Annotated in this window: 15 protein-coding genes; 3 read left to right on the top strand and 12 right to left on the bottom strand. The window is 61.9% G+C overall.

What is annotated here, in order from left to right:
• Positions 1–53: 53 nt before the first annotated feature.
• The 3 genes from NKH28_RS13970 to xylF form a co-directional block, all read right to left on the bottom strand.
• Positions 54–854: an ATP-binding cassette domain-containing protein gene (locus tag NKH28_RS13970; protein ID WP_352613525.1), complete on the bottom strand. Its 801-nt coding sequence runs from the start codon at positions 852–854 to the stop codon at positions 54–56.
• A gap of 15 nt (positions 855–869) precedes the next feature.
• Positions 870–2,234 carry a sugar ABC transporter permease gene (locus NKH28_RS13965; protein ID WP_352685927.1) on the bottom strand — a complete coding sequence of 455 codons (1,365 nt, stop codon included), beginning with the start codon at positions 2,232–2,234 and terminating at the stop codon, positions 870–872.
• Between the two features lie 141 nt (positions 2,235–2,375).
• Positions 2,376–3,416, bottom strand: coding sequence for a D-xylose ABC transporter substrate-binding protein (gene xylF / locus NKH28_RS13960; protein WP_352685929.1), 1,041 nt, complete (start codon positions 3,414–3,416; stop codon positions 2,376–2,378).
• A gap of 285 nt (positions 3,417–3,701) precedes the next feature.
• Between xylF and NKH28_RS13955 the strand changes: the two genes are divergently transcribed.
• Complete coding sequence (locus NKH28_RS13955; RefSeq protein WP_352685931.1) at positions 3,702–4,946, top strand: ROK family protein; 1,245 nt, start codon at positions 3,702–3,704, stop codon at positions 4,944–4,946.
• A 9-nt stretch (positions 4,947–4,955) separates the two neighbouring features.
• On the opposite strand, the gene phoB is transcribed toward NKH28_RS13955, so the two are convergent.
• From phoB to pstS, 6 genes are read right to left on the bottom strand one after another with little or no spacing between them, the layout of a single operon-like run.
• Positions 4,956–5,645 carry a phosphate regulon transcriptional regulator PhoB gene (gene phoB / locus NKH28_RS13950; RefSeq protein ID WP_031212149.1) on the bottom strand — a complete coding sequence of 230 codons (690 nt, stop codon included), beginning with the start codon at positions 5,643–5,645 and terminating at the stop codon, positions 4,956–4,958.
• 16 nt (positions 5,646–5,661) lie between these two features.
• Positions 5,662–6,369 (bottom strand): phosphate signaling complex protein PhoU, encoded by a 708-nt coding sequence (gene phoU / locus NKH28_RS13945; RefSeq protein ID WP_023678534.1) that lies wholly within the window; start codon positions 6,367–6,369, stop codon positions 5,662–5,664.
• Positions 6,370–6,401: 32 nt separating this feature from the next.
• A complete protein-coding gene (gene pstB / locus NKH28_RS13940; RefSeq protein ID WP_254816571.1) occupies positions 6,402–7,205 on the bottom strand; it encodes a phosphate ABC transporter ATP-binding protein PstB in 804 nt (267 codons plus the stop codon).
• On the bottom strand, positions 7,202–8,053 hold the full coding sequence (pstA, locus tag NKH28_RS13935) for a phosphate ABC transporter permease PstA (protein ID WP_352979220.1): 852 nt from the start codon (positions 8,051–8,053) through the stop codon (positions 7,202–7,204). Before pstA ends, pstB begins: the two co-directional genes overlap by 4 nt.
• A gap of 3 nt (positions 8,054–8,056) precedes the next feature.
• A complete protein-coding gene (pstC, locus tag NKH28_RS13930) occupies positions 8,057–9,046 on the bottom strand; it encodes a phosphate ABC transporter permease subunit PstC (protein ID WP_352979218.1) in 990 nt (329 codons plus the stop codon).
• Between the two features lie 59 nt (positions 9,047–9,105).
• Positions 9,106–10,167, bottom strand: coding sequence for a phosphate ABC transporter substrate-binding protein PstS (gene pstS, locus NKH28_RS13925; protein ID WP_352649248.1), 1,062 nt, complete (start codon positions 10,165–10,167; stop codon positions 9,106–9,108).
• 653 nt (positions 10,168–10,820) lie between these two features.
• Between pstS and NKH28_RS13920 the strand changes: the two genes are divergently transcribed.
• Positions 10,821–11,174, top strand: a complete 354-nt coding sequence (locus tag NKH28_RS13920; RefSeq protein ID WP_352457960.1) for a hypothetical protein — start codon at positions 10,821–10,823, stop codon at positions 11,172–11,174.
• Positions 11,175–11,257: 83 nt separating this feature from the next.
• On the opposite strand, the gene NKH28_RS13915 is transcribed toward NKH28_RS13920, so the two are convergent.
• Together NKH28_RS13915 and NKH28_RS13910 are read right to left on the bottom strand one after the other, a co-directional pair.
• Positions 11,258–11,626 carry a DUF2865 domain-containing protein gene (locus NKH28_RS13915; protein ID WP_352979216.1) on the bottom strand — a complete coding sequence of 123 codons (369 nt, stop codon included), beginning with the start codon at positions 11,624–11,626 and terminating at the stop codon, positions 11,258–11,260.
• Entirely contained in the window at positions 11,538–12,209 is a 672-nt protein-coding gene (locus NKH28_RS13910; protein WP_352979214.1) for a DUF2865 domain-containing protein, read from the bottom strand. The genes NKH28_RS13915 and NKH28_RS13910 overlap by 89 nt, the downstream gene beginning before the upstream one ends.
• Positions 12,210–12,543: 334 nt before the next feature.
• Between NKH28_RS13910 and NKH28_RS13905 the strand changes: the two genes are divergently transcribed.
• Positions 12,544–12,759: a hypothetical protein gene (locus NKH28_RS13905; RefSeq protein ID WP_352685941.1), complete on the top strand. Its 216-nt coding sequence runs from the start codon at positions 12,544–12,546 to the stop codon at positions 12,757–12,759.
• Between the two features lie 137 nt (positions 12,760–12,896).
• Here the strand turns inward: NKH28_RS13905 and tolA are convergent, their stop codons facing one another.
• Positions 12,897–13,283 carry a cell envelope integrity protein TolA gene (tolA, locus tag NKH28_RS13900; RefSeq protein ID WP_352685943.1) on the bottom strand — a complete coding sequence of 129 codons (387 nt, stop codon included), beginning with the start codon at positions 13,281–13,283 and terminating at the stop codon, positions 12,897–12,899.
• Positions 13,284–13,660 lie beyond the last annotated feature (377 nt).

Below are 13,660 nucleotides of genomic sequence, written 5' to 3'. Positions count from 1 at the left end.
ATGGTGACGGCTGGCACATTTTGGCGGCGTGTGATTAGCCGGCTAATTCTCGTTCATGCGGCGATCTTCAGCGCGCCCGGCCCCGGAATGGCGCCGGGTGGGCACTTGCCGAGGATGATCATGCCGAGCACCTCGTCCTGGGTGACGTCGGTTGTGCGCGCCGTTCCGACAACCCGACCGTTCTTCATGACGCAGACACGGTCGGCAAGCTCGAACACGTCGTGAATATCATGGCTGATCAGGAAGATGCCGATGCCGTCGGCCTTGAGCTGCCTGACCAGTTCGCCGACCTGCGCCGTCTCTTGCGGCCCGAGTGCAGCCGTCGGCTCGTCCATGATCAGGATGCGAGCATTGAACAGGATGGCGCGGGCGATCGCCACCGACTGCCGCTGGCCGCCCGAAAGCTTTACCACCGGCTCCTTGAAGCGTTGGAAACGCGGATTGAGCCTGCCCATCACTTTGCGCGCCTCGGCCTCCATGGCGACGTCGTCGAGCGTTCCCCAGCCGGTCATCAGCTCGCGGCCGAGAAACAGGTTGGCGGCCGCATCGACATTGTCGGCCAGCGCCAGCGTCTGGTAGATCGTCTCGATGCCGTACTTCTTGGCGTCGCGGGGATTGGAGATCGAAGCCTCCTCGCCGTTGACCAAAATCTGGCCCGCATCGCGCTTGTAGGCGCCGGACAGGATTTTTATCAACGTCGATTTGCCGGCACCGTTGTGACCGAGCAAAGCCATCACCTCGCCCGGGAAAAGGTCGACAGAGGCATCGTCGACGGCGCGAATGCCGCCGAAAGCGATGGAGATGTTGCGCATGTCGATCAGCGGCGTGCCCGTGGGAGCGGTTTTGTCTGCCATGATCGTTCCTCCTCCCTAAACGCGTTTGCGATAGACGGTATCGAGCCACACCGCGAGCACCAGCACGGCGCCGACAACGATGCTCTGCAGCGGTGAATCGATGCCGAGCAGCACCATGCCGGACTGCAGCGACTGCATCAAAAGCGCGCCGAGCATGGCGCCGAGCACTGTGCCGGAGCCGCCGGCGAGCGACGTGCCGCCGATCACCGCCGCCGCGATGACCAGGAGCTCGTCCAGCGTGCCCAGCGCATTGGTCGACGAGTTCTGCCTGGCTGACGAGATCGCCGCGGCGATCGTCGCCAGCACGCCCATGATCATGAACACCTTCATGGTCACCCAGCGCGTGTTGATACCGGCAAGGTTGGCTGCTTCCGGATTGCCGCCGATGGCGAAGACATAGCGGCCGAAACGGGTACGCTTGGCGATGAAGGTCATGATCAGCCCTACGGCTACAGCCATCAGCACGGGTATGGCGATGCCATGGGCGATGAACAGCCCGCCTTCGGGAACCGTTATATTGTTGGCCGCCGCATATCTGTTCACGATGCCGACCGGCCAAGGATAGGAATTGGCAAGCCATATGGCGCCCATGATGACAGCGCAGGTGAGGACACCGAGGAACGTCTCGGCCCAGATCGGGCGCAACGGAAAGCGGAACCGCTTGCGCTGCACCCGCCCGTTGAGCAGCATGAACACAACCGCCAGGCACGCGACAATTCCGACGATCCAGCTCCATCGCGCGCCGATCGAACCCGCCGGCCCACCGCCCATCAGCTGGAAAGTGGCATCAAGCGGCGCAATCGTCTGACCGCTGGCGACCCACCATGCGGCACCCCGCCAGACCAGAAGGCCGCCCAGCGTCACGATGAAGGCCGGCACCTCGAGATAAGCGATGATGTATCCCTGGAACGCTCCGATCAGAAGGCCAAGCGCCAGGCCGATGGCCAGTGCCAGGATCCAGATCCAGGGATTGCCTAATTGCAGACCGATCATTCGCACCAGGAAATGCACCTGCGCAAAGCCCATGACCACGCCGATCAGACCTTCGGCGGAACCGACCGACAGGTCGATATTGCGCATGACGATAACCAGCACCATTCCGGCGGCCATTATGGCCACGGCGGAAGTCTGCACCGACAGGTTCCAGAGATTGCGTGGCGTCAGGAAGGTCCGGCTGTCGAAGTCGAACGGATTGACGCCGAGCCGTACGCTGGAAACGACATGCAGGCCGACCCAGATGACCAGCAGCGCGCCGACCATGCCGAGCATGCGCGTGTCGAGTTCGGTTGCCTTGAGAAATCGGGCAACGATGCCGAGCTCGGATTCCCGTGCCCGGTCTGCCGTGCTGTCGACCGGCGTGTTGGACGTCGTGTCGGTCATGATGTTTCTCCCGCCGGGTTGCCGTCTGCCGCGGATGCCGGAAGCAGCCTAGAAGTTATCCGCCGGAAGCGGAAAAACAACTCTTGTTGAAAAACGCCGCGGCGAGCGGCCGCGGCGTTCGGACTTCTCGGAAACGTCGGCTCAGTTGCAGACTGCAACAGTGCCAGCCGTCACGCCGGCGCAGACCTCTTCTTTCTTGATCCAGCCGGCGTCGATGACGACGTTGAGGTTGTCCTTGGTGATGGCGACCGGGGTCAGGAACAGCGACTTGACGGTATTGCCGCCGGGCGTGGTGAAATCCTTCACGCCGGCAATGTCGGTCATCTGCTTGCCGTCGGCCAGCTGCGAGGCGATCTCGGCGGCATTCTTGCCGAGCTCGCGCGCATCCTTCCACACCGACACGGTCTGTGTGCCGAGCGCGATGCGGTTCAGCGCGGCGTGGTCGCCGTCCTGGCCCGAAACCGGAACCGATCCGGCCAGCCCTTGCGCTGTCAGCGCGGCGACGACGCCGCCGGCAGTGCCGTCATTGGCCGCGACCACGGCATCGACCTTGTTGTCGTTGGCGGTCAGGAACTGTTCCATGTTCTTCTGAGCGTTGGCCGGCAGCCAGCCGTCGGTATAGGCCTCGCCAACATTCTTGATCTTGCCGCTGTCTATTGCCGCCTTCAGCACCTCCATCGAACCGGCAAACAGGAAATCGGCATTCGGATCGGAACCCGAACCCTTGATGAAGACGTAGTTGCCTTCCGGCTTCACCTTGAAGACTTCCCGGGCCTGCATGCGGCCGACTTCCTTGTTGTCGAAGGTCAGGTAAAAGACGTCCTTGTTCTCGATCAGCCGGTCGTAGCCGACAACCGGAATACCTTCGTCCAGCGCCTTTTGCACGGCCGGCCCGATGGCCGAGGCGTCCTGCGCCAGGATGATCAGTGCGTTGGCGCCCTGCGAGATCAGGCTCTCGACGTCGGTGAGCTGCTTGCCGGGGTTGGACTGTGCGTCGGCGGAAATATACTTGTCGCCTGCGGCCTCGATGGCCGCCTTCATTGCGGCCTCGTCGGTCTTCCAGCGCTCTTCCTGGAAGTTCGACCAGGAAACGCCGATGACCTTGTCTTTAGCCTGCGCCACTGACGCCAGCGCCAGCGTCATGGCGACACCCGCCAGAATGGCGGTCGTGAATTTCTTCATCATATCCTCCCTGCGCCGCGTACGGCGTGATCAATTGGCTCAAAGACCAGCTTAGAAGCTCTAATTTTTTCGAGCCTCGAAAAAATACTGGCCCGATCTCCGGCTGCTGTCAACATCGATTCTGATGGATTTTGATGACTCTGCGAGTTTTTTCGAGCGTCGGAATAAACGATGACAGCGCCACCTGCATCTGACACTATTTGCCTCATCCGACACTATTTGTCGGACATTACCGACGGCTTCCGGTTCATGAGCGGCCGCGGCAACCGGGAGGAAAGCAAAACAATGTCGGTCGGAATCCGCCATGACGATTTGCGCCGGCGCAACCGGGCGATGGTGATCTCGGCGGTGCGCCGGGCCGGCCAGCCATCGCGTACTGAGATCGCAGCTACCACCGGCCTCAGTCATTCGACCATATCGGCGATTTCTTCCGACCTGATACGGGAAGGCATCCTCGCCGAGAGCAAGCCAAGTGAGCCCGTTTCGTTGAAACGCGGTCGTCCGCAAGTCGGCCTCGCCCTCAACCCGGAAGCGGCGGCGGTGCTGACCGTGGTGTTGTCGCTGAATTTCCTTTCGGCCGCCATTATCGACTATACGGGACAGGTGGTCGCCGAGGAACAGCGCCGGCTGGACACGCTGACTATGCCGCGCGACGAGCTGATCCGTGAATGCATGGCCATCGTCCGGCGCCGGCTGCAGGATCCAGATCTTGACGTCCGCAGTGTCGCCCGCATCGCCCTGGCGATTCAGGGCATTACCGACTCCCCTGCACGCGCCATGCTGTGGTCGCCGATCACGCCGCAGACCGACATCGCCTTTGCCGATATGCTGGAGGACGAATTCGGCATCCCGGCAACGGTGGAGAACGACTGCAACATGATGGCGGTGGCTTTGCGCTGGCGCAATCCGGATCGCTATCGCGATGACTTCATCGCCATCCTGCTTTCGCATGGCATCGGCATGGGGCTGGTGCTGAAGGGCGAACTGTTCACCGGGACGCATTCCTCGGGCGGCGAATTTGGCCACATGATCCATCGTCCGGGCGGCGCGCTCTGCCGTTGCGGGCGGCGCGGCTGCATCGAGGCGTATGCCGGCAACTACGCCATCTGGCGCAACGCCAGGCAGATGAGCGAAGACAGCGAACCGGTCGCCGATGTCAGCGACGCCGACATGCGCGCACTGGCGGCCCGGGCGCGCGAGAAAGATGGGCCGGAACGCGAGGCCTACCGCAAGGCCGGCGAAGCGCTGGGTTTCGGTCTCGGCTCGCTGTTCGCGCTGATCGATCCGGCACCGGTCGCGATGGTCGGCGCCAGTGCCGCCGCCTTCGATCTGATCGAGCCGGCCTTGCGGAAGGCAATCGCCCAGACCGCCGGCGGCCAGCATTCAGGCTCGATCTCCTTCGATACAGAGCCGAACGAATTGCCTCTGATCCGCGAAGGCTGCGCGATGCGGGCGTTAAGCTTCGTCGACCAGGAGATTTTCGCGCCGGGCGCGCAAATGAGGCCCAGCGTCAGAAAGAACGTAGCCTGACCAGGCGGGTCAATCTTCCCTGATCGCATAGCCGGCGCCGCGGATGGTGCGGATGACATCCGGCATCCGGCCGTTGTTGACGGCTTTGCGCAGCCGCCCGACATGCACGTCGACGGTGCGTTCGTCGATGTAGATTGTCTCCCCCCAGACATTATCGAGTAACTGGCTGCGCGAGAAGACACGGCCCGGATGCCGCATCATGAACTCGAGCAGCCGGAATTCGGTCGGCCCGAGCCTGATTTCGCTCTTCTTGCGATAGACCCTGTGCGATTCGCGATCGAGCACGATGTCGCCGACCTTCAGCACGCTGGACAGCACTTCCGGCTTGGCGCGCCGCAGCAGCGCCTTGACCCTGGCCATGAATTCCGGTGTCGAAAACGGCTTGACCAGATAGTCGTCGGCGCCGGTCGAAAGACCGCGCACCCGGTCGCTCTCCTCGCCGCGCGCGGTCAGCATGATGATCGGCAGCCGCTCGGTTTCGGGGCGCACCCGCAACCGACGACAGAGCTCGATGCCGGAAACCGCTGGTATCATCCAGTCGAGCACCAAAAGGTCGGGCACATTCTCCTGCAAACGGATCTCGGCTTCGTCGCCGCGTGTCACCACCTCGACCTGGTAGCCTTCGGATTCGAGATTGTAGCGGAGCAGCACACCCAACGGCTCCTCGTCCTCCACCACCATTATGCGTGGTGCGATCATCGGCTGGGCACCCCCATCATGTCACCGGTGCGGACATTGTCGTTTCGTCCTGCTTCGGACGATTGACCGGCAATTGCTCGCCGGTCAGCACATAATACGCATTTTCGGCGATGTTGGTGACATGGTCGCCGATCCGCTCCAGATTCTTGGCGCAGAACAGCAGGTGCGTGCAAGCGGTGATGTTGCGCGGATCTTCCATCATGTAGGTCAACAGCTCGCGGAACACGGACGTGTATTTAACGTCGATGCGCTCGTCGGCGGCACGAAGCTTGGCCAACGCGGCCGCATCGCCTGCAGCATATTCCTCGATGACACCCTGCACCTGGATGAGAACCAGCTGCGCCATCGCGTCGATGGAATGCGACAGGTCCCGCGGCGTGGCGCTGAGGCCGACGGCACTCACGCGCTTGGCGATATTCTTGGCAAGGTCGCCGATGCGTTCGAGGTCGCCCGCCATGCGGATCGCTCCGACCACATGGCGAAGATCGTGGGCCATCGGCTGGCGTTTGGCGATCAGGGTGATGGCGCGGTCGTCCAGTTCGCGTTGACGCGCATCCATGATGGCGTCGTCGGAAACGACGCGTTGCGCCAGCACGTTGTCGGAATTCAACAGGGCCTTGGTCGCCCCGCCGACCATCGAACCGGCGAGGTCGGCCATGTCGCGGATCAGCTTGCTGATCTGCTCGAGATCCTCGTCGAAAGAAGCGACTGTGTGTTCGCCCATGGTCCTGTCCTCATATGCATGATCGGAACGGCTCAGCCGAAGCGGCCAGTGATGTAGTCCTGCGTGCGCTTCTCGCGGGGCGACGTGAAGATCTTCTCGGTCCGGTCGAACTCGACCAGTTCACCCAGATACATGAAGGCCGTCTGGCGCGACACGCGCGCCGCCTGCTGCATGTTGTGGGTGACGATGACGATCGTGTAGTCGGCTTGCAATTCGTCGATCAGTTCCTCGATCTTGGCCGTCGACAGCGGGTCGAGCGCCGAAGCCGGTTCGTCGAGCAGAATGACTTCCGGCTTCACCGCCACGGTGCGGGCGATACAGAGCCGCTGCTGCTGGCCGCCGGACAGGCTCAAGCCGCTGGCGTTGAGCTTGTCCTTGACCTCGCTCCACAGCGCGGCGCGCTTCAACGCCTGTTCGACGCGGCCGTCCATCTCGGACTTGCCGAGGTTCTCGTAGAGCCTGACGCCGAAGGCGATGTTCTCGTAGATCGACATCGGGAACGGCGTCGGCTTCTGGAACACCATGCCGATCTTGGTCCTGAGGAGGTTGAGATCCTGCGACCGGTCGAGAATGTTCTTGCCGTCGAGCAGCACCTGGCCCTCGGCCGTCTGTTTTGGGTAGAGCTCATAGATGCGGTTGAACACACGCAGCAGCGTCGATTTCCCGCAGCCCGAAGGGCCGATGAAGGCCGTGACGCTGCGCTCGGGCAGCGACAGGCTGATGTCCTTCAGCGCCTTGCTCTGGCCGTAGTAGAAGTTGAGATTCTTGACCTCGATCTTCGTCTTCTCGGTGACCGTTTCGGTCATCGTCATGTCTGGGGACAACATCTGTGTCATCTGTCCTCTCTGCGTCCGGTAAGGCTGCGGGCGAGGATGCTCAAGCCCAGAACCGTCAGGGTGATTATGAGTGCGCCGGTCCACGCCAGTTGCTGCCATTCCTCGTAAGGGCTGAGAGCGAACTGGAAGATGGTCACCGGCAGGCTGGCCATCGGCGCGTTGATATTGCTGCTCCAGAACTGGTTGTTGAGCGCGGTGAAGAGCAGCGGCGCCGTCTCGCCGGAAATGCGTGCTATCGCCAGCAATATGCCGGTGACGATGCCGGACAATGCGGCGCGGTAGGCGACCGAACGGATCACCACCCAGCGTGGCGCGCCGATCGCGGCACCGGCTTCACGCAACGCGTTCGGCACCAGGTTGAGCATGTCTTCAGTGGTGCGCACGACCACCGGAATGACCAGGATGGCAAGCGCAACGGCGCCGGCAATGGCCGAGAAATGTCCCATTGGCCGCACCATCAGCTCATAGACAAACAAGCCGATGATGATCGACGGCGCCGACAACAGGATGTCGTTGATGAAGCGGACGACGGTGGTGATGCGCGAAAAGCGTCCATACTCGGCCATGTAGGTTCCCGCCAGCACGCCGACCGGCGTGCCGACGACAACGGCGATGATCGTCATCAGCAGGCTGCCCGCGATGGCATTGAGCAGGCCGCCGGCCTCGCCCGGTGGTGGCGTCATCTCGGTGAAGACCGCGAACGAAAGCCCGGCTGTGCCCTTATAGACCAGTGCGCCGAGAATGAGCGCCAGCCAGGCAAGCCCGATGCCGGCGGCGACGACGCAAAGCGCCATCATCACCGAATTCCTGGCTTTGCGGCGGCTGTGGAGCGATGAGGATGTCGACATCTGTCAGGCTCCCGTACGGGCGTCGATCCGCATCAGCATATAGCGGGCGGCGGCGAGGATCAGGAAGGTGATGACAAACAGGATCAGGCCGAGCGCGACCAGCGAGGAGGTGTAGAGGTCGCCGTCGGCCTCGGTGAATTCATTGGCGATGGTCGCCGAGATCGTCGTGCCCGGCGCGAACAGGGAGGCACTGATGCGGTGGGCGTTGCCGATGACGAAGGTCACCGCCATAGTCTCGCCGAGCGCCCGGCCGAGGCCAAGCATGACGCCGCCCATGATACCGATGCGGGTGTAGGGAATGACCACGCGCCGGGTCACTTCCCAGGTCGTGCAACCGATGCCATAGGCCGATTCCTTCAGCACCGCCGGCACCGTATCGAAGACGTCCTTGGTGATCGAGGTGATGAAGGGCAGCACCATGATGGCGAGGATCAGCGCCGAGGTCAGAAGGCCGATGCCGTAAGGAGGGCCGGCGAAAAGGCTGGATAGTCCCGGCACGCCGTGGAAGATGTTGATGATGAAGGGCTGTATCGTCGTCTGCAGGAACGGCGCGAACACGAACAGGCCCCAGATGCCGTAGATGATCGAAGGAATGCCGGCCAACAGCTCGACTGCTATGCCGATAGGACGCCTGAGCGGGCGCGGGCAGAGCTCGGTGAGAAAGATTGCAATGCCGATGCCGATCGGAACCGCGATCAGGATGGCAATGGCCGCCGTCACCAGCGTGCCGTAGATCGGCGCCAGTGCGCCAAATTTTTCCGTAACGGGATTCCAGCTCTCAGTCGTCAGGAAAGAAAAACCGAACGACGACAGCGCCTGCCATGAGCCGGCAAACAGCGAGATCGCGACACCGCCGAGGATGACCAGCACAAGGATTGCGGAAGCGCGGGTGAGTCCGCGAAATATGGCATCTGTGAGTGCGAAGCGCCGCACCGTAGCTTCCCTGGCCCGGGCTGCTGCAGACGATGGCATGGCATCGGAAGCGATGGTCATTGGGTCCTCGCGATTAAAGGCAACAGGGAGGGCGCCGTCGACGCCCTCCCTGGAGGAGATTACATGGCCGAGTAGAGCGGCTTGCCGTCGTCGCCGACGACTTCCTTGGCCCACATGGCCTTGACGCTCTCAACCACCTTGTCGGGCATCGGAACGTAGTCCAGCTCGCCGGCCATCTCGTCGCCCTTGTCGTATGCCCAGGCGAAGAATTTGAGCGCTTCGCCGGTGGTCGCGGCATCATCCGGCTTCTTGTAGAGCAGGATCCACGTTGCCGCCGTCATCGGCCAGGACTCGGCGCCCGGCTCGTTGGCGAGGATGACGCCATAGCCCGGCTGCGAGCTCCAGTCGGCATTGGCCGCTGCCGCCGAGAACGCCGCCGCGGTGGGCTCGACCTTCTTGCCGTCCTTGTTGATCATATCGGTGTGGGTGAGCTTGTTCTGCTTGGCGTAGGCATATTCGACATAACCGATCGCGCCGCCGGTCTGGGAGACATTGTTGGCAACGCCCTCATTGCCCTTGGCGCCGATGCCGACCGGCCATTCCACGGCCTTGTCGACGCCGACCTTTTCTTTCCAGTCCGCGCTGACGTCGCCGAGGTAATAGGTGAAGTTGAACGTCGTGCCCGAACCATCGGAACGGTGAACGACCGCGATCGCCTGCGAAGGCAGCTTGACGTCGGGATTGAGCTTCTTGATCGCTTCGTCATCCCAGCTCGTGATCTTGCCGAGGAAGATGTCGGCCAGCGTCGGGCCGTCGAGAACCAACTCGCCCGGCTTGATGCCCTCGAGATTGACGACGGGAACGATGCCGCCCATCACCATCGGGAACTGAGCCAGTCCGGACGCTTCAAGCTCGTCGCCCTTGAGCGGCGCATCCGAAGCGCCGAAGGTAACGGTCTTGGCCTTGATCTGCTTGATGCCGCCGCCGGAACCGATCGACTGGTAGTTAAGGCCAACGCCGGTGTCTTTCTTGTAGGTGTCGGCCCACTTCGCATAGATCGGGTAGGGGAAGGTGGCGCCGGCGCCGGAGATGTCCGCGGCGAGCGCGGCGGACAGGGTGAGGGTGGTCGTCGCCGCAGCCATTGCAATCGCAACGGCCGCCGAGCGGATGAAATGTCTCATGTGGCCTGCTCCTGTTCGGAATATGGTCTCTCGGCGCCATTCCTCCGGCGCCCGCTGAGGCCAATAGCCCCCGATTATTACAGTCGCATGACAGTTTCATGTCGCTCCGGTAACGACGTCCAGCCGGGTTAAGAAGGAGCGGCCGCGGGCTTTTGTCGGCATGGGCCGCGGTTTGCCGCTGGAATCAGCAGCTTGCGTGAATTCCGGCCGGCATCGTCTGCTCGGCGATCGCAGCCACCGGCTTTAAAAGAAAAAAGCCGGACGGGAGCGCGTTGCATGCAGCCAGAACGTGTCATGGCCGCGCCATCGCCGAAACAGGTCCGTTGGGGTAAATCTGACCCTGTTTCTTGCCGGCGGTCGCTGCTCCCGCCCGTAACTGGAGGAGCGGAACTTCGAATATCCCATTGTCGCCACTGAGCGCGGCTTTGGTATGGTGCGATCGCACCATGGCCTTACGCTGGAAGCGTTGACGAATCGCAAGGTTCTAACTCGCGCTGGACCTCCATCCGCGCCCGACCCGGCGCTCGATCTTCGAGCAACGCCTTCCACTGGAAGTGCGACGACTCTACTTCACGGTATCTACTCCCTTCGCCCTATTCCGCCGGTTGTCGGTTAGGCCGAAGCAGCGTTATAAGCTTGCAGGGGTATTGCTGATGTCTCGACGGATTCTGCCTGTCTTCCTGTGCCTGGCGCTGCCTCTGGGAAGCGGCTGCGCGCGCAGCTATGACGGCACCGTCATCATTCCCAAGCCGCTCGATGTTCGCCGTTTCTGGGACAGGCCTTCGCCGCAGGCGCAAGCCGAACAGTCGCAACTGGAGACCGACGTCTTTCCAGTGGCGCCGCAAACGCCGAAAAGGCCGGCGGTGCGCAGGAGCGCGGCTTCCGTTGCAGCGCCTCGGAGGAGGGTCACCAACAACCCGCCCATGCTGTCGCCGGAGCCGACGAAGCCGCTAACTTGCAAGAATGTCAGCGAGCCCGGCAAACGGGCCCGCATGGTCTGCGAATAACCAGCCGACGTCGGTCGATGCGCACGGCTCCAGGCCTTGAAGCGGCTATCCGGCCAGCCGTCTCGGAACATCGCCCGCCCTGGTCAGTCCGCCGGGAAAAAGGCCGGCCCGACCACTCTCACCGGCCGCGCGCCGATCGCTTTCTCGATCGACTGATGCTGGGCAGTCCCTGGCACCTCGAAAACCGACGTTTTTGCCCCTGCGAGAGCCGCACCGGCAGTTTCGATCCCGGATTCAGGAATTTCCGCGACGACGCCAAGATCCGGCTTTGCGGTCGGCAACGGAATGATGGCGTTGCTCATGTTGGCCGGTGTCACGGTTCGTGCCCTGAGTTCGGCAACGCGCTGGTAATAGCGCTTGACGTCACAGGCCTTGAAGTTCGCGTCGTCGCGGTACCGGAACGCGGCAGGTAGCTCCACATAGGGTTTTCCCGACTCGAGCGCGAGTGGCATCGCCCAGCGTATAGAGGTCGACGCCGGCATCGTCGCAGATGTAGCGGCACTGATCGACCGTTTCCTTCAGATCGTCGTTCTTGGCGAATTGCGACTTTGGCGCGGGGAAGAAATATCCGTCCGACAAGCGAACGCAAAACAGCATCCGATTACCGCCAATTGTTGCGCCTGCGGACTGGGGTTTGGGTGCTGTGCGCTGCTGTGCCTGCTGCGTCTTGGCAGCGGGGGCGGCGCAGCCCAGCGCGACGAACCTGGCCTTCAGGCTGGACGTGTCCCTGCCCGAATTCGACAGTCTGGCGATCTGCCGTTGCACCTCCGCCTTGCTGCTGACCAGGTCGGCGCAGGGATTGAAGAAGAAGCCGGCGGTTTTCGCCGTGCATCTGCGTTGTCTCTCAAGCTTTTGAATCGCGGCGAGTTGCCGGCGCAGTTGGGCAAGCTCGGGGCTGGTCCCGCCGCTGCGCCCCGCCGAAAGCAATTGGCTCCTGATGGCACCGCAGCTATCCGCATAGGAGAAGGATGTGCCGAGCGCAACGGCTATTGCCGACACCAGCATCAGAATCGTGAGGGGCCAGAAGCGTGTCATTGGAACGACCATTATCCTTGTTGCACCGAGAACAGGATTTCTTTGTCGACTATGGATAAGTACTAGCTAAATCAGTTTTTCCTAATTGAAGTAGATCAAACTGCCACCAGAGACTTTAGCTCTAGTGTATTAGATCCCCTCGTGTAAATTCAATATTACATTTTTATTTCAAGATTGAGACGAAACGGCAGCAACGCCGGCGGACGCCCGCCACGGCGAAGCTTTGATGTGCGCGGCGGGTTCGGCATCGCGATCAATCCGGCGTTACCGGCCGGCCGTTGCTGAAACCTTAGCCCTGGGATCGGCGTTGAGCGGCCAAAGGAGGAGACCGCAAATGTCGATCCACTTCACTGTCGCGGACCTGACCAGGAATCTGTTCCATTCACTTGGGTTGGACCATGAACGCGCACCGAGGCCACTCGACCACGAGCAGAGGCTTTTGCTGGAATGCTATCTCGCCGGCCAGATACCGGATTCGGCCTGGAGCGACTATGTCTTCGAGATGCCGGAACTGGCGCGACATGTCGAGGCGAGACGAAGGCGACACTAAAGCGCATCGCGGTCGACCGGGCCTCATGCGACGCGCTTAGGTTCTTGTCTAATGCATGTCGTTGTCGCAAAACCGCTGCACACTTTTGCGCGACATGCATTAGGTCCCGAAAAGTGGAATCCGGTTGTCGGAAAAGATCAAGGCGAAGCCTTCACGCGCGGTGCAGCCTGTTCTTGTTTGGGCGAGTTGAATTGCAGAGTGAACACCTTGCCCGGGATGCCTTCAGCCAGCGCCGGTGAAAAGCTCAACGGCAGGCAATGGTCCACGGCCGCGACCGCCGCGTCGACAAAAGCTTGGCGCGTCTTCTCCTCGCCGGCGACGCGGATGGCGGTCGGCTTGGGCCGGCCGATCAGCGTGCCATCGCGCCTGAAGCTGAAGCTCAGGGTGACGGTGGAATTCCCGGCATTCGCCGGCGGGGTCCAGCACGCCTGGATGGCAGCCCCGACCTCGGGCATGGTGTTGAGCGTCGCTGCATTCGATTGACCGGCTGCATCCGCCAGTATGGCGCCTGCAATCACCATCATTCCAGCAATGCTTTTCATGACAGGGCCTCTGTCCTTGAACCGCCATCGAGGACGGGACTACTTCGATGGTAGGGCTCACATCGGCGATGGCAAGATGCCGGCAACGCGCTTCATCAGCCATTCAGGCGTCGTGAAGCGCCGTCAGCCGCAAACTTCGGCAGGGCTGCAATAAGCAAAGGCCGGCGAGCAGCCGACCTTTGCTTTCCATCCGCGCCAGTACATCCGTGGTCGCAAGCTGGAGGTGGATACCAGTAGAAAGGGTTTCGGTTAACGAAACCTTAAGCTCCCCACATCGTGCAAACAGGGGAGAGTAAGAAAGAATTACCTCAGATCATTACCGGCTCCCGCAGAACGTGCGGACGATCGCCGGCCTGCAC

Source organism: Mesorhizobium sp. M1227, assembly GCF_040318315.1.
GTDB lineage: Bacteria > Pseudomonadota > Alphaproteobacteria > Rhizobiales > Rhizobiaceae > Mesorhizobium.
Note: the sequence above shows the minus strand (reverse complement) of the source record. Positions and strands in the feature narration are given on the sequence as shown.